This window comes from Microcoleus sp. S13_B4 (genome assembly GCF_036700885.1).
Lineage (GTDB): Bacteria > Cyanobacteriota > Cyanobacteriia > Cyanobacteriales > Microcoleaceae > Microcoleus.
In genome coordinates this window covers 61,420-88,377 of the sequence record NZ_JAUBPU010000019.1, presented here as the reverse complement: position 1 = coordinate 88,377, position 26,958 = coordinate 61,420, and the positions used below count along the sequence as shown (strand labels likewise).

Genomic DNA, 26,958 nt, shown 5'->3' with positions numbered 1-26,958 from the left:
TAGTTTCTCTATTTGTTGGGGAGTGAGATGGTTTTTAGCTGGCATTTTTGTAGAGATTGACTAAACTCATTTTTTATGATACCCTATTTAAAGGCACAACAGCTTATTCAGATTTGGGAGAAAAAATCCAAAATACCCATCGAGAGGGTATAGGGCGTTTATTGATTGACATCAAAAAGAATAGGTTTCAACACCTTTCAGTTGAGAAAGTAGTGCAAGGATTATCCTGTGGAATTACTGACACTGGAAAATACGAACTACTTCCTGATGCTTTCCTATTGCACGAGCAAAATTTACGGAAGGAAGTGCTAGAAACAGTTTTGAAAAATGCTGGGATTGATGAGGCGTGGAAATGGGTAATTAACCACAAAGAAATTAAATATTTTGTAGAGGAACTTCGCGGCAGTCAAAACACGGCAGAAGGAGAACTAAAACAACTGGTTGACTATCGAAATAAAGCAGCACACGGCTCTACAGATGAGATTTTGGGAACTCAAGAACTGTTGGACTTAGGTGATTTTGTTGAGGCTTTATGTAAATCCCTTGCCGATTTAGTCACCTACAATATAATTTTACGCCAGATCGATCGAGGGCTGGTAAGGGAGATTGGAAAAATTACTGAGTGGTTCAAAAAGCCACAAGCAGGCGTAGCCAAAGTTCAGGAAGTTACCTTAACTGTAGGAGGACGTGTTTTTCTAGTTTTAGTTAATGATGAATTGTCGTACTGCTACTCTCCTAAAATTGAGAGCATTCAGCTTAATGATATTTCCCACAATCAGGTGGAAATAACCTCGGAGGCAGAAGTAGGGTTAAAGTTCGATCGGGATGCCAGAATAGGATTGACTATTTATGTAACTAAATCAAACCAAGTTGACTGAATCTTTCGTTAACTGCGAACTGCGATCGCCAATTCCCCGCAAAATACTAACACAAGTGCCGTACAATTATCCCACCATCCGGCATCAACCAACCTGCTAACCCCATGCTTTGCGATTACCTGGTACAAATCCTCACCGCCCGCGTCTACGATGTTGCTCAAGAAACAGCCCTAGAATGCGCCCCGAACCTATCAGCACGGCTCAACAATAAACTTTTGCTGAAGCGAGAGGATATGCAGTCGGTGTTTTCCTTCAAACTGCGAGGTGCGTACAACAAAATGGCGCAACTGTCGCCGGATTTGCTAGCACAAGGTGTGATTGCAGCTTCCGCCGGCAACCACGCCCAAGGAGTCGCCCTCGCAGCCCGCCACCTGGGAACTCGCGCGATCATAGTCATGCCCGTAACTACGCCGCAGGTGAAGGTAAATGCGGTGATAGCCCGTGGTGGAGAGGTAGTCTTGCATGGGGATGCTTACGATGATGCTTACGCCTTTGCGCGCCAATTAGAGGCGGAAAAAGGTATGACTTTTATTCACCCTTTTGATGACCCCTACGTGATTGCTGGACAGGGTACGATCGGCATGGAAATTCTGCGGCAACATCAAAAACCAATTCACGCGATTTTTGTGGCAATTGGCGGCGGCGGATTGATTTCGGGAATTGCTGCCTATGTCAAGCGGTTGCGGCCGGAAATTAAGATTATTGGCGTCGAACCGGTGGATTCCGATGCAATGAATCAATCGCTGAAAGCGGGTAAACGGGTGCCTTTGTCGCAGGTGGGTTTATTTGCTGACGGCGTTGCGGTGCGGGAAGTTGGGGAGGAAACTTTTCGCTTGTGTCAGGAGTATGTGGATGAGATTATTTTGGTGGATACGGATGATGTTTGCGCGGCGATTAAGGATGTTTTTGAAGATACGCGATCGATCTTAGAACCTGCTGGCGCTTTGGCGATCGCAGGTGCGAAAGCTTACGTCGAACGGGAACAAATCACAGGACAAACATTAATTGCTGTTGCTTGCGGCGCGAACATGAATTTCGATCGGCTGCGTTTTGTAGCAGAAAGAGCCGAGTTTGGCGAACGCCGCGAAGCCATTTTTGCAGTCACAATTCCCGAACAACCGGGAAGTCTCCGCAGGTTTTGCGAATGTCTGGGCAAACGCAATTTAACTGAATTTAGCTATCGAATCGCGGATGAGAAAGAGGCACATATTTTTATCGGTGTACAAATTCAAAACCGTGCCGATGCGGTGAAGATAGCCGCAAGTTTTGAAGATTGTGGCTTCAAGACTTTGGATTTAACTGATGATGAATTAACGAAATTGCACGTGCGGCATATGGTGGGCGGGCGTTCGATGCTGGCAGATCACGAATTGTTTTATCGCTTTGAATTTCCCGAACGTCCCGGTGCGTTGATGAAGTTTGTCGGTTCGATGAGCCCTAACTGGAATATCAGCGTTTTTCACTATCGAAATAATGGGGCTGATTACGGGCGAATTGTGGTGGGAATTCAAGTACCGCCGGATGAGATGAAGGAATGGCAGGCTTTTTTGGATACGCTGGGCTATCAGTATGGGGATGAGAGTCAAAATCCGGCTTATAAGTTGTTTTTGAGGTAGGGTTTTTTGGGGAAAGGGCGATCGCACGATTCCCAAACATAAGGGGTGCATGGGAAAAGCTGGTCGAGTTCTGAGAGATGCGCTGAACACCTATGGCATTAACCAAAACAAATTAGTGATCGCAATGGGTGTGCGAAGTTCTGTTGGCTATCGTTGGTTTAACGAGCCGATCGATCCCACTGGAAATACCCTCGTGAAGATGGTGGTGGCGTTAAAGTTGCTAGATATAGATGCAGCGCGGGAGTTTGTGCAGCGCTATTTGGGTGAGATTTTGGAAGATGAGGGTGGGGGTGAGGTAGATCGGCCTACAAACATAGAATAGAGTTAATGATAAAATTATGACAGAGTGGCAATGACACCGAATTCAAAGCGATGACAGCAGCACTTCCAATTTCTCTCACTCTCGAAGCTTTCCTCAAACTACCGGAAACTCAACCTGCAAGTGAATTTATTAACGGACGCATTCACCAAAAGATTATGCCTCAAGGCAAACATTCTCGTTTGCAACTCAAGTTTTGCAACGCTGTTAATCTAGTTGGGGAAACAGAACGAATTGCTCTTGCTTTTCCCGAATTGCGCTGTACTTTTGGCGGGCGTTCTATTGTACCTGATGCTACAGTATTTGCTTGGGATAGAATCACTTTTGAAGCGGATGGCGAAGTTCCGAATTCCTTTGAAATTCATCCCGACTGGACAGTAGAAATTTTATCCCCAGACCAGAAAGCAACTAAGGTGATTAGTAATATTTTACACTGTTTGAAATACGGGACTCAGCTCGGATGGTTAATCGATCCAGAGGAACGGTTTATTTTAGCATTTATTCCCGGACGAGAACCAGTTGAGTTAACGGGACAAGATCGCTTGCCCGTGCCAAGTTTTTTAACATTAGATTTGACAGTGGAGCAGGTTTTTGGGTGGCTGAAAGTAGGTGGATAACTGGACTCTAATTTCGAGCCGATCGCAAATTCCGCAGATACTCAATACTGAGTCCGGTTGTTTGACTGATAGTTGCATCATCCAGGCATCGAGCAATTGCCGCGCGATCGCATTTTAGTTGCGATCGCGCGGCCCTATGATATTCCTTATGGAAGTTCCCTTACTGCTGTCTTGAACTCTGTAATGTTCATGGGTAATTAACTTTTTTTGCTAATAGCCGTTTACAACACAAACTAGAATCATCGTGCAAACTCATAGGCAATATTCGTGATGCGGCCGCGCCAGTAGGGCAATAGCGAGCCATCAGGCAGTTGCCAGGCCACCTCACCGGAGAGGGGAATCCGCATACCGTCTCGCAATTCGTAGTCCCAGAAGTGGCCCTGCCAGGGCGCAAACAGCAGCCCCCCGTTAACTGTACGGGCGCGGGCCTCGGCGCGGATACTGGTGATTAGCCCTGCTTCATCAAAGCGGAAATCCAGGGAAACAGCGGTGTCGCCATCCTGTAGCGTTGCTCTGGCGGAAGAATTGTCGATCGCCTCCCAGCGAACACCCTGACTCGGCAGCAGTCTCGTCGGATACCAAGCAGCCTCCGCGAAAAAGCGCATCAGTTCCCCTTGTGCAGCTTCTGGAGTGCCGCGGATATCGGCCAGAGTCACTAGCCCCAGCAGCGCTGCATGGAGGATGCCTTCGCCAGAAATGTAGGCATCATGAACGAACGCATTGATACCGGGGATCATGGCAATTCGTCCGTCCCAGTCAAAGCCAGGGCGCTGAGTAATTACGAGTTGAGTTGAGGTGAAGGCGCTCCATTTTTCTGCGGTTTCGCTCATGTTAAACGTGCCTTCGTGGGAAACCCGCGCTGCTGCAATTAGCGGTTGTCCATCCTTGAGCACCGCGCGAAAGTAGCGCTGCACTGGCTGGGGTAAATCGGCGATTTCCCGCGCATCAAATGTGAGAGGTTTAATCGGCAAACGTGCAGATTCCAGATTGGCTCGCAGTTCCTTGGTACCCAGATGCCAGCGGTATGCTCCAAGGGCGATCGCGCCAACAATGCCAACTACAAGCGCCAGGATAATTAGTACGATCGGCGATCGCCACATGGTGATTCCTCTTGATACCTAAAAACGAGTTAATCAAGCGCCAGTCTTAAACCCATCTACCGACTACAACTCTCACGGTTCCATCTGCCAAAGTTTCCTCTTCTTCAACATGAAAACCCTCTGACTGCACCGCCGCCATCAAACTTTTGCGCGCGTATTTTTGACTAATTAAATTGACAAATTCCTGCTGATTAATTCGAGCGCCCCAAAAATCCGCCACCAATTCGTAATCCTCTCCGCTGCGACGAAAACCCAAATCGTAACCATTGGATTGCCGAATCACGTACTCGGCATTAGTTTTGTCACCCTGATAACCTCGTACCTGCACATTGGACTCTACTTGATAACCCAACTCTTCCAACACTTGATGCAGCAGTTCGCCGTTCTTGATCTGAACCTTGATAGTTGTGAAGTGTGACATATCACTTTCGGATTTTTGTGTGAAACGCTGATTTGATTATAATACTATAAACTGCAACAGTCAATAAGTTAGAAGTTGCGATCTTAAACTTGGTTTGAGCGTCAGCGAAAGCAGCCCAGTTACAATCCCCCGGCTTCATCTGTGCAGAAATTAAAAACATAGTATCCGATAACAATTCCCCCGATTCATCCGTGAGTTCGCTTTATTCAATCCTCCAATTCTTCAAATCTAAAATCTAAAATCTAAAATCGTATGATAGCCGACAATTCTAACCAACCCAGAGAATATGATGCCGTCCTCGGCGGCCAAAGTCAAATCCCGATCGCCGGCGCTGTTTTGGGAGGCATCGCCGGAGTCAAGCAGCGCTTCAACAGTCCTAGTATCGAGGCTCGGATTGCCGCTGTTAAAGACGCTCCTAAATACGGAGGCGCTGGTTTAAATTTAGCAATTGAGGCGCTGCTTGACCCCGCAGCAGAAGTGCAGCGAATTGCTTATTTAATTTTGCGACCGAGGACAGAACCTCTAGTGCGCCAAGCTTTAAAAGACTTCGTGCCTTATAAGCTTTTTGACTGCATCCGCAGTGTCAAAACTGGGACAAATCTTGCGATTAGTCCCGGAGGTGATCGCACGGCGAGTTTGCACGGGAAAATAATTAGAATTTGCGATGTAGATACAGGAGAAATACTCTATACTTTTGACAAGTATCCCCGCGCTCAAGAAACTTTTGTCATTTGTAAAGAAAGCGAAGTTTTTGTGAGGAGCAGAAATACTCCGAAACATCGTGCGATCGAAATTTGGCAGGGAGGAGAATTGCAGCATACTTCCCTCGGACATGAAGGGGAAATTACCGCAATTGTCATCAGTCCCGACAGTCAAGTTATCGCCAGCGGTTCGGCAGATACTACTATCAAAATTTGGAATTTAGAGACGGGAAAGTTAATCTGTACTTTTAGCAGCCTTTTAACTTGGGGATCTCATAAAGCAGGAATTGTTAGTCTTGCTTTTAGCCCGATCGCACAAACTCTCGCTAGCAGCAGTTCTGACGGTACAATTAAGCTGTGGAACCTCCGCAGCAGAGAATGCTCCCAAACAATTAAGGGTTACGCGAATTGTCTGGCTTTCAGCCCAGACGGCCAGACTTTGGCTACTGGCCGGTGGGACAGAAACATTCAACTGCGGCAGCTATCGAATCCAGATAGTTCAATCACTTTGGCAGGGCATTTTAACTCGATAAATGCGATCGCCTTTAGTCCCGACGGACGCACTGTTGTCAGCGCTAGTGCTGATGGTAATATCAAATTTTGGAATGCCAGTACCGGCGAACATATCCACACTCTTAGCGGACATCAAAACTCTGTTACTTGTCTTACTTTTAGCTGCGATGGTGAAACTATTATCAGTGGTAGCTTAGACAAAACTGTCAAAATTTGGGGAGTTAATTGAAGAAAGAAGGAAGTTCGGCAACGGATTCTGTAACGGATGTAGCGGATGGAAGAAATAGGGAATAGGGAAGAGGGCAGAAGGCAGAAGGCAGAAAGAAGAGGAAATCGACCTCATGATTTTCACAAATTAAGTACCTCCTAACCATTCAGGCGCTGGCTATATTTACAAATTCCAGATTCCCGATTCCTTGGTGCGTGAATCTACGCAAACAAATATAATAAATTTATAATTCCAGTTATTGTGCCAGCCGAGGATTGCGGAACTTGTTTTTGCATTACTACAAATACTTACGGTAACAATACTGATTAGTAGGCATTATTCAGCTTATTATCACTTTGTAAACGGTCGCCCAAAAGCCTGAGCGAGGTGCTATTTCTGAATTCTTTAAAGTAGCTTTAATATATCGCATAGGGGTCGGATGAGTATTCCTGCTAATTGTAATATTTGACTTAAAAAGTTTATGCTTAAAAGATAGGCTGGGGTTAAATATAAAATGCGCCCCAGAGTAACCATGTCACACTGCAACCAATCACTCTGTCGTTCCCGCTATCCCGCAGAAATGTGCGACACTGCTGCCAGTTGGCAACAAAAAGCCGATCGACTAACGGTAGAATTAAACACCACCCAGGATCTGCTTCACGCAGAAATCGATCGGCTCAAACAAGCCAACGAAACCCTTCAGGCCGCCGTCAGTTGTGCCCCAATTTTCCTGTGGGCAACCGACAGAGACGGCAAGTTAACCCTTGCAGCAGGCAAAGGATTAGAAAACTTGGGACTGAAACCAGGTGGAACTGTCGGGCTGTCGATTTTTGAAGTTTACAGCAGCCAGCCAGATATGTTAGAAAATATTGCCGAGGTATTAGCAGGAAACGATCGTACTTGGAACGTCCGAGAGAGGCATTTTATTCACGAAATTCGATCGGCAGCGCTGCGAGATGGAAACGGCGAAGTGGTTGGGGCAGTGAGTGTTTCTACTGAAATTACCGAGCGCGAGCAGTCCATCGCAACTCTGGAAATGGCAAATCAAGAATTAGAAGACAGACTTCAGCAGCAGACTGCTTTCTTCAATGCAGCACTTGCGGAAAGTGAAAAAAAGTACCGCAACCTCCTAGAAACCTCCCAAGAATTGATTTGGTCGATCGATATTGAAGGCCTCTTGACTTTTGTCAATTCCGCCACCAAACGCATCTACGGTTACGAACCGCCAGAAATGCTCGGCAGCCGCTTCACCGAGTTTTTGGTGTCCGAACAAAAAACCAGCCAAAGAGAAATATTTGCCCAACTTTTAGCGAGAACTAAACTTCAGCCACAAACCGCTAATTCTCCTTACGAAACAGTACACATTTGTAAAGACGGTACTCCCCTCCACCTGGGCGTCAACAGCATCGTCAACCAAGCTGAAAACGGCGCTATGTTAGGCCTGTGCGGAACGGCGACAGATATTAGCGATGGCTTGCGATCGGAAGAAGCACTCCAAGAAGCTACAGACCAACTTCGCGCAGTCTTGGATGCCGTACCCGGGATGATTTCTTGGGTAAGTTCAAATTTGCGGTATATTCGAGTCAACCAGCACTTAGCAACCTCGTTCAAACTGTCTCCTGAAAGCTTTGTCGGTCAAGAAATCAACTTTCTCGACAAAGGCTCGACTTTTGGAGAACTGATCGGAAAATTTTTTGACACTTCATCTCAGCAAACCTGCCAAGAAATAGAAATAGAAATTAACGGTCTCCTCCGCAACTATTTGATAGTAGCTCAGAAATACCATCAGGGAAGCGCAGCAGTTTCTGTAGGAATAGACATTACCGAGCGCAAGCGTGCTACCGCTCTAAAAAACCAATTAATCTGCTCGCTGCAAGAATCAGAACACAAATTTCGCAGCCTTTATGAGGCTACCAGCGACGCAGTAATGTTGCTTGACGAAAATGGTTTTTTTGACTGCAATCCCGCCACTTTAAAAATATTTGCCTGTAGCAACAAAAAAGAATTTTACGGTAAGCATCCGAGCGAATTTTCACCGCCATTTCAGCCTAACGGACAAGATTCAGCGAGTTTAGCGACCCAGAGAATGGACACAGCAATGCAAACAGGTAGCTGTCGATTTGACTGGGTACACAAACGACTCGACGGTTCAGAATTCCCTGCAGAAGTTCTGTTAAACGCTATGGAAATTAACGCACAAAAATTTTTCCAAGCAGTAGTACGCGACATTACAGATCGCAAACGGGATGAGGAGCAAATCAAAGCCTCCCTCGTCGAAAAAGAAGTCCTTCTCCAAGAAATTCACCACCGCGTCAAAAACAACCTCCAAGTTATTTCTAGCCTGCTGAAACTTCAGTCTCGTTACATTGAAGACGCCCGTGTTATCGAAATGTTAAAAGAAAGTCAAAACCGGGTGAGATCAATGGCTTTGGTTCACGAACAATTATATCAATCAAAAGACTTGTCAGACATTGACTTTGCTGACTATATCCAAAATCTTTCCCACAATTTATTCCAAGCTTATGAAATTCAGGCAGATGGCATCAAGTTAGAAGCAACCATTGCGCCGTCTTCGCTAAATATTTATACAGCAGTTCCTTGCGGATTAATTATCAACGAACTGGTGAGCAATTCCCTAAAGTATGCTTTTACAGGAAAAACTCAAGGTAAAATTCAAATAGATTTTACTTTAGATAATAACAAGGTTTGCGTGCTAACCGTGAGCGATAGCGGAATTGGTTTTCCTCCAGACTTAGATTATCGAAAGACCCAAACATTGGGTTTGCGACTGGTCGGGTCTTTGGTCAAGCAAATTCGCGGAAAAATAGAATTATTAGAAACAGCAGGCACGAGTTTTAAAATAACATTTTCAAAACCCAAATTGCCCTCTAAGGAGCAAAATTAATGTTACAAAGCAAAATTCTGATAGTTGAAGATGAAAGTATCATTGCGGAAGACATTTATGACAGTCTAATATCTTTAGGATATCTAATAACTGGTATTGTCTATTCGGGAGAAGAAGCGATTGAATCGACCGCAGAATTTCGACCTGATTTAGTTTTGATGGATGTTAAGCTGCAAGGAGAAATCGATGGCATTACAGCAGCAGAAGAAATTCGCTCGCGCTTTCAAATTCCTGTAGTTTATCTGACAGCTTATGCTGACGAAAACACTTTGCGGCGCGTCAATGGGACAAAACCCTTCGGCTATATTATAAAACCCTTTGACGAAAAAAACTTGCACACAACTATTCAATTAGCTCTCCACCGACATCAGTACGATAGCTTGACAAACTTGCCCAATCGTTTGCTGTTGCGAGAACTGTTAAGGCAGGTGTTAGACAAGCAAAAAGAATTGTCAGCAATGATTCCCGTTGTCACTTTCAGTTTAGATAGAATTAACCGGATTAACAGTACCTTGGGACACGAGATCGGCGACTTGGTACTTTGCACAGTTGCCCAGCGACTGAGTAAATGCACGGAGAAGATTAATATTCTGGCTCGTTTGGAAGCTGCCGAATTTGCCATTGTTATCGAACCCGTTGCTACAAAAAAGGAGGCTGCTAAGATTTCTCAAAATATTTTAGATATTGTAGCCCAACCTATGATTGTCAAAGAATCGGAACTTTACGTCACGGCGAGTATGGGCATTTCTTTATCTCCAAGCGATGCCAGCGATGGAGACGAATTGCTGAAAAATGCTTATACAGCTATGTACACTTCTCAGCAACAAGGTGGAAACAACTATCAATTTTATACTGCACAAGTTGCGGATAGTTCCATAAATATTTTTACTCAAGAAACTTGTCTCCGCAATGCTTTAAAGCGCTCGGAGTTTGAAGTTTACTATGAGCCGCAAATAGAAATTAAAACAGGTAAAATTATTGGTGCTGAAGCTTTGGTACGCTGGAATCATCCACAAAGGGGCAGAGTTTCCCCGGGGGAATTTATTCCAATGGCTGAAGAAATGGGCTTGATTGCACCGCTGGGCGAATGGGTATTAGAGACTGCTTGCAGGCAAACTAAAGCTTGGCAAACAAAGGGTTTGCCTCCGCTGCGGGTAGCCGTCAACGTGTCAGCCCGCCAGTTTGAACGAAAAAATTTGACGGAGAGAGTGAGCCAGATTTTGAGAGAAACTAATCTCGATCCTAAATGTCTGGAATTAGAATTGACGGAAGGTCTGATTTTGCAAGATGAAACGGCAGCAGCTCAAGCTTTTACGGTGTGGAGAGATATGGGTATTAGGATAGCAATTGATGATTTTGGAACGGGATATTCTTCTTTGAGTTATCCGAAACGCTTTCCGTTTGATGCGATTAAAATTGACAAAAGTTTTATTCGCAATATTGCAGACGATCGCCAAAATGCAGCCATTACAGTAGCTATTATTCAAATGGCACATTGCATGAACATGACGGTGATTGCTGAGGGGGTAGAAAATGAGCAGGAACTTGCTTTTTTGTGCGAGAACGAGTGCGACGAAATTCAAGGTCATTTTTTCAGTCACGCTTTACCAATGGCTGAGTTTGAAGCTCTGCTGAAAAGCGATAAGTGCTGGGATTTAGATCAATTCCGGTTGCAATCCTCATGATTGTTGAGTGTTGACTGTTGACTGTTGACTGATAACTGACAACTGCCCACTGACAACTGATAACTGACAACTGACTAATTTAAAAGATACGATCGCCCAACCAACTTCCCAGCCACAGCCCGAAACCCGAAGTAGCCACCAACAGGATAACCGTGTAAAGCCCACTGCTAGTGTGGATCAACCTTTCTGCGGCTACCATCCGCGCCACAACTCCAGCAATAATGCCGATCGCAGCCCAAGCCCCATAAACAGTCTTCTTAAACCCAGCGATAGCCAAGGCTTCGACGATCTTCCCCGAACCCGCCCCAGCCAAAACCCCCGCCCACGCCCCAATCCCCAGCCCGATCGCACCAGAGAGCCCGACGGGGCCGCCAGAATTCACCCCTACTTCCGCCGCCAGCCCGCACATCAAGCCGACAATCGCCCAACACACGGCCGCCACCAACGCCTTAACCCAATTCCCAGAACCCGTTCCCGCCATCAATCCCACCACTGTCACCACTCCCCCTACAGCCAACACAGCAGCCACAGCCCGCGACTCGGCCTCGGAACTGGCGAGCGCCCCCAAACCAGCCCCAACTGCCCCCCAAGCAGCCCCAGTTCGCATTCCTCCCGCCTGAAAACCCGCGATTGACCCCCCTACCGCCCCAGCCAAAACTAACGCCGCCAGCCACACTCTAGGCGTTGCCGAACCCTCCGCCAGCAAAATCGCGGCCCACAGCCAATCTGCACCGCAGATTAAAGCCCACATCCACAGCGGGGCGTCTGATTTCGTCAAAATCCAACCGGTCAAAGCGTAACTCGCCACGGCGATTGCCAGCGGCCACCAAGGGAAGCTTGAAGACTGTTGAGATGGCCGCACTTCCCTCGGCGGGCTTGGCGGTTTTGAGTATTGAGTTGAAAATTCTTTTTTCCTTTTCGAGGTAAGCTTTGGATAGTTTTGAGATGTCCGCGCTTCCCTCGCAACGCTTCGCCCAGGTTGCTTTCTTCCCCGCCATGCTTGGCGATTGTGAGTGGTAAATCGTTTCTTGCTTGAAGAGTTTTTTTGACTGAGAAATTTTTTGGAGGCGGCTTTTGGGCGGGTTTGACGACGCTGGGAACCAGACCTGGTGGCTGATTTTCCAGAACGCCTTCTCAGCGGCTTTTCCGGCGCAGGGGGCGGTGGCTGCGGAAACTGTTTTTCGATCGACCTCGATGATTCAGGCTGACTCAGAAACGACACCAACTGCTCGTAAGCTTCATTAATTTCTGTTAATCGTTGTTGAGCTTTTTGTTGCAGGCGATCGTTGTTGGCAAACCGATCGGGATGCCACACAAACGCTAAATCCCTGTAAGCGCGCTTAATTTCTTCTAAGGAAGCTCCCGGCTCAATTTCGAGGATTTCGTAGCATCGGTTAATGTCACCCATAGGCTTCGATCGGCAGTTGTTGGTAAATTTGCGTGAAGCGAAGCTATCCCGCAGGGAATCGTACTTAACATCTTGTACTATTCTCAGCCAAGCTGCACAGTCAAGCAATTTGAGATTGGAGATTTGAGATTGGGACTTACGCATCACAACCTTCTGAAACCGGGTTTTTTACCGTTTCTGCGAGCTGTAACGAAGTATGATGCAAAAAGCCCGGTTTCTGACCACCCGTGCGTTTACCGCTTGCGAGTCATAGAAGATAACATCCAAGATTTCTCTCTTTGACTGAGTAGGCGGTCTGGTTTTCTTGTTTCGTGGTAATAATGGCTCGATGAGTTCCCACTCTTTATCGGTTAAGCTGCGGGAGTACGACATTTTTTTCTGATCTTAGCTCATCATCAGAGATCCCCAATGGGTTCTATAAGCTTTACAGCTATTTAGGTGTACCTCACCAAACCGTGAATTGCTATATACTGGAGAAGACAATTTGCCCTCAAAAGCCAATGTCAGAATTGTACTCTTGAACTAAGAATAAATGGCTCATGCTTCCTTTTGCATCTCGTATTGTATGCCAAACTTTACTTTTATTGAGTCTGTTAGATATCCCAGCCACAGCAACCTAAGTCTGGATTGGGGCTGGACGAATTACTGATGGTATTGGACAAGGAGGCTCGGTTAAATTGAAACTATAAATTGACGGCAATAATGTCCGTTCAATATACGAGTTTTATTTGAATGGTACTATCTATGAGGCAACGATTAGTACAAAATTGGCTCATTGGGGGTTGAGACAGTGTTCACAAGATTTGTGTATAATTTTAAACCTAATTCCACCCAAGCCAACAATTTTATATTGACTGCACGCAACAAATAAATAATATAAATATCGAATGAATACTATCAGATATCGTCCAGCAATAGGTATTGGCTTAGTAACTGCTTGGAGCTTGTTTTACTGTGCAGTATCTAGCAATTTACCTATGCTCAATAAAATGGAACTCGACATTCAAGATCATCTAATACGACTGCATAAACCAAGGCTTATGCCAAAAGAAATTCTACTGCTTAAGATCAAGCAGCCTGCCCTTTTAGGATATAACTTTCATAACTTATATAAACTGAATACTTTCTATGCAATTTTAGTGAGAAGCTTAATCAACAGTGGTGCAAAGCTTGTAGTCATAAATTTGCCTACTCAAATGATCCAGTACATTGAGCTTGATACAGATACTCAGTTAGAACATCCCTTTCAAGAGTTGATTAGTAAATATTCAAACCAGATTGTTTTGGTGGCTCGTCCAAGTAACTTACCCTTAGAAACTTCAGTCATAAATGATTATCATAATTTACTTCCTTTCGATAATGAAAGTATAAATCCCTCTATTCCCCCAGAGCAGATAGTAAGTTACTTCAGATATGGATCACATCCCCAAAGCTTAGACAGCCCAGCTCGAAAAGCCGAGCTATTTTCCTATTTTAGCTATGAAGATGATCCAGATATTAATATACATCATAAGGTTAAATCTGTGGCAACGATGGCCTTAGAAAAATTCTATAGGAACTCAGGAAATCTCAAAGGTTTTCAAAGAATTACCAATTTACAAACTCTTTTATCTTTTCAAATGAACTTCTGGGGTTCTGCTGATACATTTCCTAGTATTGATATTCATTTTCAATGTCCTTCGTCTCAGCTAGAGATAGAACACTGTAATCCTTCCTTTGAACCCCAATCTATTCAGAAGCTCCATGATAAACTTGTATTAATCGATCTTCCCGAAGGGAAAGGATTTGAAACCTATCGAGAACTATCTCCTTTTGGGGAGATGTCTATTGCAGAAGTAGAAGCTAATCAAATAGCTAGTTTGATGACCCATTCATTTCTGACAAGAATCCCGAATTGGTATGACTACATAATCACAACTTTGGGTCTTGACTTCATAAGCCTATATATACTTAGGCCCGGCAAAAAGCATAAACTTATACCTGTTCATCTGCTGGTTGGCTGGCTTCTGCCGCTCTTGGTAGGAAGCTATGTAGCTTTAAGTTTTATCTTGTTCTATCAAGGGTTAATTCTTCCATTATCCATCCCCATCTTAGGTTGGGTTGGAACAGGTTCATGTGTAGCCATTTATTCAATTCTCAGGCAGTCTATCCAACAACAGCAGAAATTAGCTGAGCGACAGGCTGTTCTTTTGCAATCGCGGAAACTCCTCCATCGAGTCGCAACAGACATTCATGATGGCCCCCTTCAAGAACTCAAATTGGCAATGGATAGTATTGAACTTCTAGCCCTCAGTCATCCATCTCCCGTGATTAACTCAATCTTAGATCGATTAGAAGCAGTTGGGCTTGCTCTTCGCAATCAGCTCAGCAGCACACGTACAATTGCAGAAAAGCTAGAGATTACACCAGAGCTGCAATCAGGACTGGATCGGGGGATACACCAATGGCTCCAAAAACTGATTGACTCAAGAGAATTAACCCTGAGTGTCAAAGAGCATCTACAACCCTTGCGAGAACCCAAATCTGATAGTGCTTGGATTGATTCGAGAGAGGATATCTTTCGCTTTTTTCGAGAAGCGATCGCTAATGTGATTCGCCATGCCCAACCTCCAAACGGATCGGCCACGCAAGTTTCAGTCTCGCTTACTCAAAAAGATCATCAGTGCCGATTAGCGATCGAGAATAATGGAACTAGCCTAACCCCTATCTTATTAGATATTCCTCACAAGAAACGTCGTAGTGGTGGATATGGCACTAAACTGATGAAAACTATTGCCGCTGAGATCCCAAATGGGGCTTGGCAAAGGGTTCCATTAGAAGAAGGTGGGATGCAGGTAACACTTGAATGGACGATGGACACCCCATAATTTGATAACAAATAAGGGTATAACTACCCGATCAACCTACGTTTAATTGCCTCCATGCAAACTGCGATTCTGGTATTAGTAAGTTGACCATCAAGCTGATCGACATTCAGTTTTGCTTTGAGACTCTGGACGTAGTTCTGAGCTGTTTTGAGGGATATATGCATCCGATCTGCAATTGCCTGATCTGTAAGGGCTTGGTTACATAACAAGTCCAATACCGTTCTATCCTTATCAGTCAATGGCATTTCGTTCATTAAATTACGAGGAATCTTACACTGTCCAGCTAAAGCATTACGACCGCCTTCTAGAAAAGCATTCCGTCTTTCCATTTTATTAACGACAGCAAATCCCCCTTGATGTTCAAATATTTGCTTCAGGACTTGCCTTAAATAGCTTGGTTCGCTGGTATAGACCAGAACATTTAACAGAGGGTGATGCTCAAAAATGTGGTTGAGTAGCGCTAAACCTGGCTTGGCTGACTCCTCCCCTGTCAAAGTCCCAAATTGTAAGTCAACTACTACTAAATCTATGTTCTCTTGCTTGAGTTGCTCAATTCCCTCTTCAGGGGTTTCCTGAATAATGCAGGAACACTGAGGGTCTATCATTCTCAAAAAATCACAATTATTGTGACCGACTTCAGGGTGATCCTCAATGACCAGAAAGCGTTGTGTTTGATAACTCATAGTTTGACCGCCATAACTATTTTATCATTTCTTCAGCAGACTCGTTTTCACGACTATTTAGACTGCCTATAACGCAATACGGTTCAGTTAAGCTCGATCCCCCCTAGCCCCCCTTAAAAAGGGGGGGACAAGAACTTTCTCAAAGTCCCCCTTCTTAAGGGGGATTTAGGGGGATCTCCGAGGAATAAATAGTTTTAACTGAACCGTATTGGCCTATAACGTGAGCTTTTACTGATAATGATAATCATGAGGGGAAAGGCGAGTAGCCCTCGCCTTTTCTCTCCCTCCTCTATTGTATAAGTCTACAGAGTTACAATTTTGGCTTTATAACCTTTATGCTCTAGTTTTTGAACCTCTTTGTTAGCAGCTACACGATCTCGGAAAGTGCCAGCATTTATCCATTTTTTTTCATTAGGGCGGTGATACTGGACGCGGTATTCATGGCGATGTTGGGATACAAGCGCAACTTTTGTTGTTTGCTTCATAGGCTGAGCATTGGCTTGGAGGGGAACAGCAATGCCTAGCCCAAGGGTAGCTAGAGAGATGAGCGTAACCATTACTTTGTTCATGATTCAGACCTGTTTATAAAGTAGATAGTTTCATTCTGTCAGTCCAGTCTTCCGGTTGATAGGGGAGTAAGCGCAAATAATATTGCGTGTTTACGCAAGTGCGTTCAGAAAACGACTTAGAAGGAGAGCGATTTTTTTCGGGGGAGAGGGGCGGCAATCAGGGGTTTGAAAAATTAATCATCCCAAAGACCTAGTAGACAAACCTTTTGAGATATTTTAGGCGAGCGAGTAAAATCGACGCAGAATAGCAAGAATCGTTGCAATTGGTCGGACTTACCCAGATATCTACTCCATACTCCACTGTTTTTTGGCATTACAAGAGTTGGTGCAAAGATGAGCTACTTCAAAACATCAGACATCCTTCTGCTATAGCTACAATGAGAAGATACTTTCGTGCGATCGGGATCTGTGTCAGTGTCGGAAAATCAAGCTCCCACCTTCATCTTAGTTGACGGCCACTCCCTGGCCTTTCGCTCCTACTTCGCCTTTGCCAAAAGTCGAGACGGAGGCTTGCGAACTACGACGGGCATTCCCACCAGCGTCTGTTTTGGCTTTCTCAAGTCGCTGCTGGAAGTTATGGCCGCCCACGACCCCCAGTACATGGCGATCGCCTTTGACCTCGCCACACCCACATTTCGCCACGAAGCAGACGACACCTACAAAGCCGGTCGAGCCGAAACACCGGAAGATTTTAAGCCGGATATCAAAAACCTCCAAGAACTCCTCACCTATTTGAATTTACCTGCAATAACTGCTCCCGGTTTTGAGGCAGACGATGTTTTGGGAACTTTGGCAAACAAAGCCAGCGCGGCCGGTTATCAGGTCAAAATCCTCACGGGCGATCGAGATTTGTTTCAATTAGTAGAAACCGAAAAACAAATCAGCGTATTGTATTTGAGTACCGATGAGCTCCGGCGATCGGGAAAAGGCAAATCCCAAGAATACGGCCCGGAAGCAGTCAAAGAGAAACTCGGCATTTTGCCAGAACAAGTAGTAGATTACAAAGCCCTCTGCGGCGACAAATCCGACAACATCCCCGGAGTTAAAGGCATCGGCGACAAAACCGCACTGCAATTGCTGGAAGCTTACAATTCCCTTGATGGAATTTATGCAGCCATCGATGAGATTAAAGGGGCAACTAAGAAAAAGCTAGAAGAAGGCAAAGAAGCTGCTTATCATTCTCAACGCATGGCGACAATTGTCCAAGACGTACCCTTGGAAGTAGACTTAGAAAATTGCCAGCTCAAAGGTTTTGATGAATCCGCCTTGATCCCGATGCTGGAAAAATTAGAATTTAAGACATTTTTAAGCAAAGTCAAGCAAATTCAAAAACGGTTCGGCGGTGTAGAACAAACCGTAGAAAAGGGCGTAGAACAAACCATAGAAAAGAGTGTAGAAGACACAGTAGAAAACGGCGAACCCGATGCCCAACCCTTACTCCCCACAATAGATAAGTCACCTGCAACTTCTGAAAGTTCAGAAGACGACGACTTGTCGTTTTTTAGTCCTGCAGAAACCAAAGCCGCCCAGCAAGCAAACAAATTACCCATTAAACCCCGAATAATTCAAACAACCGAACAGTTAAACGAATTAGTCCAACTGCTGCAAACCTTCACCGACAAAGCCTCACCCGTGGCGTGGGATACCGAAACCACCGCCATCGAAGCGCGAGACGCCGAATTAGTCGGAATTGGCTGCTGTTGGGGAACAGGCGAAGAGGATGTTGCTTACATTCCCACCGGACATAAAACGGGCAAAAACTTAGACAAAGCTACAGTTTTAAATGCTTTGCGTCCGATTTTGGAAAGCGAGAATTATCCCAAGGCGCTGCAAAATGCTAAGTTTGATCGATCGATCCTGCGGTGTCAGGGAATCAAACTAGCCGGAGTAGTCTTCGACACCATGCTAGCGAGTTACGTACTCAATCCCGAAACCAGCCACAGCCTCAGCGAATTGTCAAGAAAATACTTAGGTATTGTCGCAAAAAGTTACAATGAATTAGTACCCAAAAACAAAACAATTGCTGACATCAGTATTCCGGCGGTAGCCGACTACTGTGGCATGGATGTTCACACCACATTTCAGTTAGTAGGTAAACTTAGAGCAGAATTAGATAAAGCTGATGAACATAACTTTGCCGATAAGTCTTTGCACAAGTTGCTGCTGGAAGTAGAACAGCCCCTAGAACCAGTTTTAGCAGAAATGGAATACTGCGGAATTCGCATTGATTCAGAGTATCTGCAAGAACTATCGCAACAGCTAGAAAAGAGCTTAAAAGAAATAGAAGAAAAGACTTATCAAGCAGCGGGGAGAAAGTTTAATTTAGGTTCCCCGAAACAACTCAGCGAAATCTTGTTAGAAAAAATCCCGGATCAGTTTCAGAAAAAGTCTCGCAAAACTAAGACGGGATACTCTACAGACGCCGCTGTATTGGATAAATTGCAAGGGGATCACCCGATTGTAGACGATTTATTAGAACACCGAACATTATCCAAGTTGAAATCAACTTATGTCGATGCTTTGCCGCAGTTAGTGCGTGCGGATACCGGGCGAGTGCATACAGATTTCAACCAAACTGCAACGGGTACGGGAAGGCTTTCTTCTTCCAATCCAAATTTACAAAATATTCCCATTCGCACCGAGTTTTCGCGGCAAATTCGCAAGGCATTTTTGCCGGAGTCAGGTTGGCTGATGGTGTCGGCTGACTATTCTCAAATTGAACTGCGAATTTTGGCTCATTTGAGTCAAGAACCTGTTTTAGTAGAAGCTTACCAAAATAACCGAGATGTGCATACCGTAACAGCTCAACTGTTGTTTGAAAAAGAGGAAGTAACCCCGGACGAAAGACGGTTTGGCAAAACGATTAATTTTGGGGTAATTTACGGTATGGGGGCGATTAAGTTTGGTCGTTCGATGGGCAAAACTTCAGCAGACGGCAAAGAGTTTATTAAGCGATTTAACGAGCGTTACAGTAAGGTTTTTGAATTTTTGGAGAAAGTAAAAAAAGAGGCGATCGCCCTCGGCTACGTTACCACAATTCTAGGCCGCCGCCGCTATTTAAAATTCGAGAGCGAAAGCCTCCTCGACTTAAAAGGCCGCAATCCCCAAGACATTCACTCCGATAGACTTAAATCTGTCAGCAGAGATGACGCCCAATCTTTGCGCGCGGCAGCCAACGCTCCGATTCAAGGCTCTAGTGCTGATATCATTAAACTTGCCATGATTGAGGTACACAAAATTTTGCAAAACTATCAGGCGCGGCTGCTGCTGCAAGTGCACGACGAATTAATCTTTGAAGTACCTCCCGATGAATGGGAAGAATTGCAACCGAAAATTAGAAGGGCGATGGAAAATGCTCTCCCACTTAGCGTACCCCTAACAGTTGACATCCACGCTGGGCAAAATTGGATGGAAACTAAATAAAACACAGAAATATGAGCCAAACTAAAATCGCCATTTTCCCAAAAATAAAAGCCTTAAGTGCAGTTGCTCTCCTGTTGCTACTATTCGGGTGTCCACAAAAGTTAGCGCCCAACAACTATCCTGTCAAGCGAGTCAGCGACGGCGACACCCTTGTCGCTAGCGATGCCGCCGGGAAAGATATTAAAGTGCGTTTTGCCTGTGTAGATGCACCGGAAGTCGCCCACACAAATGCTGAGAAAAATAGCAAAGCATCTGCACAAAAAAATCAATTTAAGTGGGGAAATCTAGCGCACCAAAGAATGCAGCAGCTAGTTAAACAAGGGGGGGGTCGCGTTGTTTTGACCGTCACCGATACTGACCGCTACGGTCGCAAAGTTAGCGAAGTTCGCTTGCCAGATGGTACACTTGCCCAAGAAGTTTTGATCCGCGAAGGATTAGCAATGGTTTACCGTCCTTACTTGAAAAACTGTCCGAGTGCAAGTGTTCTGGAACAAGCCGAAGCCGAAGCTAAGAAAAGTCGCCGCGGCGTTTGGGGAGACTCTAAGTTTGTTCCCGCGTGGAACTTTCGGAAGAGTGATAAATGATCGGAAGCAGGAAGTTAGGCAATGGATTGTAGAACGCATTTACGGCTTTAACGGATGGATTTTGAGTAGGGACACGGCACTGCCGTGTCCTGACGGGGAGCTAGGACTTTTAATAATTGGTATAAGATTGAGGATTGTAGCAATATTTTTTTTAATTGGTATTATGTTGTTGGTCTGGAATCGGGGAACCTGTATCAGATATTTACAGTCTTGGACTCATTCAGGTCTTGTTAAACCCGGTCTCTACTATAAATCTTAGGTTTAGCTGCTCCGCATCCGCCCAGAAACCGGGTTTCTAGAGCCAGATGTCGATCGTCCTAATTTAGTACAATACAATCTGGACGAGGTTCTGCTCCTACGGTCTGCAATCTGTGGAGTTTCGGCGATAGCTGACGCCAAATTAATCTAAAACCAGCCATGAGTTCGATCGCACTTTTCTCCGACCTGTTTTTTTGGAAAAGTCAACAAATGTGATAGGCTCCAGATAAACTAATAGACTGCTGACAAAAGCGGTCTATTGCAATTACCCAAAAATAACTTTAAGGGACATCAATGAATTTCAAACATCTGGTTATTTCCGGCCTGGCGCTGATGCTCGGTACTGCAATAGTAGGAAATGCGATTGCTCAAGAACTGACCGAAAACCAAAAAACGGTTATTTGTCGCTTGAAAACAGAAGTTGACCAGCGGAAAGGCAACGGTCAAAAGTTAGTATTTGTGCCGTTGCTGGGTCAAGTTCGCAAGCACGTTTCCTCTCCTTTTAGAGCCACACTGCATCCTAATGTGGAGTATGTTTTTGTTGCCACTTGCGACGGAAATTGTCAGGATTTAAACTTATCTCTCAAGGATGCAAGTGGTCAGGAAATCGCTGTGAGTCAAAAAACAGGCGAACTGGCGTCAATCTCTTTTACTCCCCCATCCCAAGGCGAATATCAAATCACTGCTAAGCCTGGGGAATGCACGACGGCAGAGGGTTGCAGTTTTGGCATGGGAATCTTCGTTCCAGCAAGTGCGAGCGTACCTAATGCTTCCCAAATTCCTGCTGAGATAGCACAATTTCGACTTTGCCAGTAGAGGAGAACTTACAAGTTGTGAGTTGTGAGTAGAGTTAAGTTGTGAATAACAAATCTAACTCATAACTTGCAACTTATAACTCGTAAATTTTAATTAGTTATTCACAACTTCGCCCAACTGTCAAGCAGAGAAAGCAGTGGAACCCTGCACAGACCCGAAAGTGCCGAAATTTGGTTGGGGATGAAAAACTATATTTACCCTCACGCAGGCATCAATTAGAATATAGATAGTGCCTCTCAGGGTGACGAGTATATTGCCCATGTCTTCAACCTTAGCCTCGAAAAATCAACCCCATCACCCTCCTCAAACAGATTGGAGAAATCTGTTCAGTCGCTTGGGTATCAGGCAGAAAATTGGCTGCGGATACGCCTTGGTCATTGGTATTGCCGTTTTGGGTGCTGTGGCGGGACGGGGAGTAGAATTTTATTACAAACAGCAGGTTCGAGAAAAACTGGCGATCGACCGAGATAAAGGGGAAATCCTGACCAACCTCAATAGTACGGTACAGGAAGTCAGAATTCACCAGCAAAAGCTGGCGAGTCTGACGGCAAAACCGCAAATTTTCGATCGCGAACGCTCGGAATTCCTGACTCGCGTTGCTCAGATGAGCGGCATCCTCGAACAACTGCAAACCTTTCCACCGACAAAGAATCCCGAGGTGGCCAAAGACTACGAACTGCTTCAACAGTTCGTTCAAGTCAACGGCAAAACAGTAGAATCATACTTTCAAGAAGTACAAAAATTGTTGGCGAATGCGAAATTATCTGGTTTAAATCCAAAGCAGCAGCAGGCTTTTCAGCGGAATTTGAACAATTTTGTGGCGGGCGAAACCGCTTTGAAACTCGAACAGTTTTCGCAGGATTCAGCCAAACTGGCCGGCAGCTTTGGCGAGAAAGCAGACGAGGCATTGAGTACCTACGACAAAGCAGAAAAACTCGGAACTCTAATTCTCATTGGCTCTCTCTTGATATCAGCCGCGAGCGCAGCAATTCTAGCAGCATACACCAGCGGGGCGATCGCTCGCTCCTTAGAAGCCACCACCCTCATCGCTCAGCGAGTCACAGAAGAATCGAACTTTGATTTGCAAGTACCTGTCACTACTTCCGACGAAGTGGGAATGCTAGCAATTTCCCTCAACGAACTAATCCAAAGAGTAGCGGAATACACAGAAGAATTGCACGAAGCAAAAGTAGCCGCCGAAGCTGCCAACCGCTCCAAAAGTGCATTTCTCGCCAACATGAGCCACGAACTACGCACCCCCCTCAACGCCATCATTAACTACAGCGAAATGCTGCAAGAAGATGCTCAAGATTCCGGTTCAGAAGACTTTCTGCCGGACTTAGAAAAAATTCAAACCGCAGGCAAACACCTGTTGGATATGATTAGCGACATCCTCGATATTTCCAAAATAGAAGCCGGTCACGTCACGCTTTATTTGGAAAATTTCGACGTGGCAACGATGATTGAAGAAGTGATGACTACGGCTCAACCGCTAGTAGAAAAAAAAGGTAATGCTTTAGCACTGAAAACCAAAGGCGAACTCGGCACAATGTACGCCGACCAACCTAAAGTGCGACAAATTCTCCTCAATTTGCTCAGCAACGCTGCCAAGTTTACCGAAAAAGGCGTCATTACTATCGGCGTGGAAAGAATTAAAATTGAAAAATCAAGATCGGCGAAACAAAATAAAAATAATGATTTTCACTCGGGTTCCAACTACACTTCTCAAGTTTTAATGTTTCGAGTCAGCGACACCGGCATCGGCATGACGGACGAGCAATTAGAGCAGATATTTAAACCTTTTACCCAAGCTGATGCTTCGACTACCCGCAAGTACGGAGGCACGGGTTTGGGATTGACAATTAGCCAGCGTTTGTGTCAAATTCTCGGCGGCGAAATTAGCGTTGAAAGCGAGGACGGTAAAGGTTCAACTTTTATTGTTAGTCTCCCGGAACGGGTGGTGATGCAGGTATGAAGTCAATCGATTTTAGATTTTAGATTAAAGAATTGAAGCATTAACCTCACGGATAAATTCGGGGGGCAAGTTTCATCGGATACAGGTTGTTTATTTCTCCACGGAGGAATCCGGGGGCTTGTATCCTGGATGCTTTCGGTCAGGCAAGATATGGATTTTGACACGGATACACGGATTAATTATTGAGCATTCGTCAATAGTCAGGAGGCAGATGTTCAAGGAAAAAGAAAAAGGGAGGAAGGAAGAGAGAAATTTTAAAAAGTATTGATATAGCAACCGCTTTCGTCGGTTTGGTCATAAAGTGTAAATAGCCCCACCCAATTGCGGTGCGATCGCAAAACCGATCTCCAAAGTTGTACTCTTAAATATCAATACTTCGGACAGTTTTTGATTACCAACCGTAGAATAAGGGTTTCAATGCTCCAAGGCGATCGAGCTATCAACGAAAAATCGAGGGTTTCAGACGACGAAATAAAAACATTCGGACTATTGAAATATCAGGGCTTATGAATATTACTCGCGTCTCAGTTGACTCAGCAGGCAATCAGGCTAATCAAGGCGCCTCGATATCATCCTATCCTTCCATTTCGTCCGACGGGCGGTTTGTGGCGTTTGAATCTCCAGCATCCAACCTCGTGCAGGGGGACACTAACGCTAGCGGTGATGTTTTTGTGCGCGACACGCTAGCCAATACCACCACCCGTGTCTCTGTTGACTCAGCAGGCAATCAGGGGAACAACTTTTCCTCCGAGCCCTCTCTCTCAGCTAACGGGCAGTTGGTGGCATTTGGGTCTAGTGCCACAAACCTCGTACCGGGCGACACCAACAATAGCGGCGACATCTTCGTGCGAGACTCGTTGACGAATACCACCACCCGCGTCTCTGTTGACTCAGCAGGCAATCAGGCGAATGCAGGCTCCTCCGCTCCCTCTATCTCAGCCGACGGGCGGTTTGTGGCATTTTTCTCTTTTGCCACAAACCTCGTGCCGGGGGACACTAACAATAGCGGCGACATCTTCGTGCGAGACTCGTTGACGAATACCACCACCCGCGTATCTGTAGACTCAGCAGGCAATCAGGGGAACCAGTATTCCGACTATCCCTCCATCTCAGCCGACGGGCGATTTGTGGCATTTGGGTCTGATGCCACAAACCTCGTGCCGGGGGACACTAACAATAGCGGCGACATCTTCGTGCGGGACTTGTTGACGAATACCACCACCCGCGTATCTGTAGACTCAGCAGGCAATCAAGCCAACAGGGAGTCCTACGACTCCTCCCCGAAAGCCAGCGGGTCCTATGATCCCTCCATCTCAGCCGACGGGCGGTTTGTGGCATTTTGGTCTGGTGCCACAAACCTCGTGCCGGGGGATACTAACGATAACCCTGACATCTTCGTGCGGGACACGCTAGCCAATACCACCACCCGTGTCTCTGTTGACTCAGCAGGCAATCAGGCGAACAATTACTCCGTTTTGAGCCCCTCCGTCTCAGCCAACGGGCGGTTTGTGGCGTTTGATTCTCTTGCCTCCAACCTCGTGCCGGGGGATACTAACAACAGACACGACATCTTCGTGCGGGACTTGTTGACAAATACCACCACCCGCGTCTCAGTTGACTCAGCCGGTAATCAGGGGAACAACGGGTCTTTTGAGCCCTCCATCTCTGCAGATGGGCAGAGAGTAGCGTTTTCATCTGAGGCCAGTAACCTAGTACCGGGGGATACTAACTTTACTTACAATAGCCGCCTCGATGTCTTTGTTTCTGACACCGGCAGCACTCCAGGCAATAACCCTCCTGATAACAGCATCAACGGCAGTCCCGACAACGACATCCTGACTGGCACCAGCGGCAACGACATCATCAACGGTGTGGAAGGGAATGACGTACTTATGGGCTTGCGAGGCAACGATATCCTTGTCGGGGGCGACGGCAGCGATATTCTCAATGGTGGCAAAGGTTTCGACACTCTCAATGGTGGTTTAGGAAACGATATTCTAGTCGGCGGTGGGGGCAACGATGTTTTTGTTTTAGGTATCGGATTGGGAGTTGATACAATCGTTAATTTCGTCAAGTCTCAAGATACCGTGCAATTAATCAATGGCTTGACCTTCGGACAGCTATCAATTTCGCCGGGAACTGACGGCACATTAATTACAGTAACCAGCAGCGGTGAAGTTTTAGCTTCTTTGATAGGTGTTGCTCCCAATCTCATTGGTTCTGAAGATTTCATCTCGGTCTAGAGATAGTAAAGTGGTCATTTGTGAAATCACTTTTACTCAGGGAACATGATTAAAATTGGCCAACAATCATTGTAAGTTTTGATAATTCCCAGGTCAAAACCTAGGAATATAGCAAGCCTAAAGAACAAAGCCTTGTACAACAGTAGTTTTCAAGACTCCTTCAAAAGTGCGTTCTGTCTTGTCCACCAGCACAACTACATTGCGCCCGTTCGGAGACAAACGAACTTCTCGGATTGAATAAGAGAACACCCAATCTTGAAAATTGTTCAGCGTTCCGAGGACACGCTGCCGACCGTTATGATTAATTACAAGACGCATGGCCGCGCTTTCTTTGCCAGCCGAAGCATTTTTTTGCCGCTGTTCCAGGCGAATTTGTAAAGGCTTTGCTGTATTGACTTTGACGGCGACTGTCTCGCTTCCATTGGCTCCGGGAGTACGAGAAATAATGTTCAGTTTAGTTCCTGCTTGAGGAGGAGTTAACTTCAAAGTTTGCCTGCTATTCCAACTTTTTTTAAGCAAGTCATCTTCTGCCATTTTAGTGCTTTTATTGGAGTCTGGCTCGCCATATTTAGTTTGAATACACCCATTTTTGATGCAGGAATTTGCAGCAACTTGGAAAATTTGCAATTTTGCTTTGGGAATTCCCGCTCCTGTATCTCTGGAACTTTCTAGATACAAGTAGTAATTGCTGTCGGCGGAAAAACCCGACATCCGGTGTGCGGCACGCCAGGTATTTGCCAAAGCTTCAGGGGCAAGTGCGATCGCGGCACTTGCTATAATACCTAACCAAATTAAAGGTAAAATTTTCATAGCTATATAGTCCTGTTCTGAGAGTTATAGCGGCTGTTATTGATGCGTAAAACAATAACGCTTTGGGTTTAGCTATACGACTGTGACGATTCTCAAGTCCTCTCTCCTATTTACATGAGACTTTCTCTTTTTTCCGCAGGAGACTGTTTAAGAATGTGCAGTTTTTTCAAGTCGCACTAGAAAGCATTTTTAATGTGAGAGTTGCTTTTATCCAAGAGTGCAACTTTTAGGGGGCCACAGTTTGCTTTTGGCTGCCAGAGACTGCGACAAAGGACGGAAATACCTATCTCAAGATAGGGGAACACCGATCCGTCCCCCCTCCGCAAGTCCTTACAATGACAATTGTACGAGCAATCAAG

At 45.5% G+C, this 26,958-nt stretch carries 20 protein-coding genes; 13 read left to right on the top strand and 7 right to left on the bottom strand.

The window, feature by feature from the left end:
* The first annotated feature begins 56 nt into the window (after positions 1–56).
* From QT994_RS13420 to QT994_RS13405, 4 genes are all read left to right on the top strand, one after another.
* Positions 57–878, top strand: a complete 822-nt coding sequence (locus QT994_RS13420; protein WP_333175226.1) for an MAE_28990/MAE_18760 family HEPN-like nuclease — start codon at positions 57–59, stop codon at positions 876–878.
* 83 nt (positions 879–961) lie between these two features.
* Positions 962–2,494, top strand: coding sequence for a threonine ammonia-lyase, biosynthetic (ilvA, locus tag QT994_RS13415; protein ID WP_333175231.1), 1,533 nt, complete (start codon positions 962–964; stop codon positions 2,492–2,494).
* Positions 2,495–2,543: 49 nt separating this feature from the next.
* On the top strand, positions 2,544–2,816 hold the full coding sequence (locus tag QT994_RS13410) for a helix-turn-helix transcriptional regulator (protein WP_333175223.1): 273 nt from the start codon (positions 2,544–2,546) through the stop codon (positions 2,814–2,816).
* A gap of 50 nt (positions 2,817–2,866) precedes the next feature.
* Positions 2,867–3,430 carry a Uma2 family endonuclease gene (locus QT994_RS13405; protein ID WP_333175220.1) on the top strand — a complete coding sequence of 188 codons (564 nt, stop codon included), beginning with the start codon at positions 2,867–2,869 and terminating at the stop codon, positions 3,428–3,430.
* A gap of 239 nt (positions 3,431–3,669) precedes the next feature.
* On the opposite strand, the gene QT994_RS13400 is transcribed toward QT994_RS13405, so the two are convergent.
* Both QT994_RS13400 and QT994_RS13395 read right to left on the bottom strand, forming a co-directional pair.
* Positions 3,670–4,530, bottom strand: a complete 861-nt coding sequence (locus tag QT994_RS13400; RefSeq protein ID WP_333175218.1) for a DUF6920 family protein — start codon at positions 4,528–4,530, stop codon at positions 3,670–3,672.
* 46 nt (positions 4,531–4,576) lie between these two features.
* The gene (locus QT994_RS13395; RefSeq protein WP_333175216.1) at positions 4,577–4,951 is read right to left on the bottom strand and encodes a DUF1257 domain-containing protein; all 375 of its coding nucleotides are present in this window, start codon (positions 4,949–4,951) and stop codon (positions 4,577–4,579) included.
* Positions 4,952–5,203: 252 nt separating this feature from the next.
* Here QT994_RS13395 and QT994_RS13390 point away from each other — a divergent pair, with 252 nt between their 5' ends.
* The 3 genes from QT994_RS13390 to QT994_RS13380 all read left to right on the top strand — a co-directional run bounded on the left by QT994_RS13390 (position 5,204) and on the right by QT994_RS13380 (position 10,963).
* Complete coding sequence (locus QT994_RS13390) at positions 5,204–6,394, top strand: WD40 repeat domain-containing protein (RefSeq protein ID WP_333175213.1); 1,191 nt, start codon at positions 5,204–5,206, stop codon at positions 6,392–6,394.
* 511 nt (positions 6,395–6,905) lie between these two features.
* A complete protein-coding gene (locus QT994_RS13385) occupies positions 6,906–9,278 on the top strand; it encodes a PAS domain S-box protein (protein WP_333175211.1) in 2,373 nt (790 codons plus the stop codon).
* Complete coding sequence (locus QT994_RS13380; protein WP_333045516.1) at positions 9,278–10,963, top strand: EAL domain-containing protein; 1,686 nt, start codon at positions 9,278–9,280, stop codon at positions 10,961–10,963. Before QT994_RS13385 ends, QT994_RS13380 begins: the two co-directional genes overlap by 1 nt.
* 79 nt (positions 10,964–11,042) lie before the next feature.
* Here the strand turns inward: QT994_RS13380 and QT994_RS13375 are convergent, their stop codons facing one another.
* Together QT994_RS13375 and QT994_RS27835 are read right to left on the bottom strand one after the other, a co-directional pair.
* Positions 11,043–12,515 carry a J domain-containing protein gene (locus QT994_RS13375; protein WP_333175209.1) on the bottom strand — a complete coding sequence of 491 codons (1,473 nt, stop codon included), beginning with the start codon at positions 12,513–12,515 and terminating at the stop codon, positions 11,043–11,045.
* A 24-nt stretch (positions 12,516–12,539) separates the two neighbouring features.
* A complete protein-coding gene (locus tag QT994_RS27835; RefSeq protein ID WP_445243904.1) occupies positions 12,540–12,743 on the bottom strand; it encodes a transposase in 204 nt (67 codons plus the stop codon).
* Positions 12,744–13,258: 515 nt separating this feature from the next.
* On the opposite strand from QT994_RS27835, the gene QT994_RS13370 reads away from it, so the two are divergent.
* A complete protein-coding gene (locus QT994_RS13370; protein ID WP_333175207.1) occupies positions 13,259–15,238 on the top strand; it encodes an ATP-binding protein in 1,980 nt (659 codons plus the stop codon).
* 23 nt (positions 15,239–15,261) lie between these two features.
* Here the strand turns inward: QT994_RS13370 and QT994_RS13365 are convergent, their stop codons facing one another.
* Together QT994_RS13365 and QT994_RS13360 are read right to left on the bottom strand one after the other, a co-directional pair.
* Positions 15,262–15,921, bottom strand: coding sequence for a LuxR C-terminal-related transcriptional regulator (locus QT994_RS13365; protein ID WP_333045513.1), 660 nt, complete (start codon positions 15,919–15,921; stop codon positions 15,262–15,264).
* Between the two features lie 302 nt (positions 15,922–16,223).
* Positions 16,224–16,490, bottom strand: a complete 267-nt coding sequence (locus tag QT994_RS13360; protein ID WP_333175204.1) for a hypothetical protein — start codon at positions 16,488–16,490, stop codon at positions 16,224–16,226.
* A gap of 414 nt (positions 16,491–16,904) precedes the next feature.
* On the opposite strand from QT994_RS13360, the gene polA reads away from it, so the two are divergent.
* The 5 genes from polA (at position 16,905) to QT994_RS13335 (ending at position 25,789) form a co-directional block, all read left to right on the top strand.
* On the top strand, positions 16,905–19,913 hold the full coding sequence (gene polA / locus QT994_RS13355) for a DNA polymerase I (RefSeq protein ID WP_333175202.1): 3,009 nt from the start codon (positions 16,905–16,907) through the stop codon (positions 19,911–19,913).
* 11 nt (positions 19,914–19,924) lie between these two features.
* Positions 19,925–20,497, top strand: coding sequence for a thermonuclease family protein (locus QT994_RS13350; protein WP_333175200.1), 573 nt, complete (start codon positions 19,925–19,927; stop codon positions 20,495–20,497).
* 552 nt (positions 20,498–21,049) lie between these two features.
* Positions 21,050–21,571, top strand: coding sequence for a hypothetical protein (locus QT994_RS13345; RefSeq protein ID WP_333045509.1), 522 nt, complete (start codon positions 21,050–21,052; stop codon positions 21,569–21,571).
* Between the two features lie 259 nt (positions 21,572–21,830).
* Positions 21,831–23,546 (top strand): ATP-binding protein, encoded by a 1,716-nt coding sequence (locus QT994_RS13340; protein ID WP_333175197.1) that lies wholly within the window; start codon positions 21,831–21,833, stop codon positions 23,544–23,546.
* Between the two features lie 506 nt (positions 23,547–24,052).
* Positions 24,053–25,789, top strand: a complete 1,737-nt coding sequence (locus tag QT994_RS13335; protein WP_333175195.1) for a calcium-binding protein — start codon at positions 24,053–24,055, stop codon at positions 25,787–25,789.
* A 117-nt stretch (positions 25,790–25,906) separates the two neighbouring features.
* Here QT994_RS13335 and QT994_RS13330 read toward each other — a convergent pair whose 3' ends face one another.
* Positions 25,907–26,599, bottom strand: coding sequence for a DUF2259 domain-containing protein (locus QT994_RS13330; RefSeq protein WP_333175193.1), 693 nt, complete (start codon positions 26,597–26,599; stop codon positions 25,907–25,909).
* Positions 26,600–26,958: the final 359 nt, after the last annotated feature.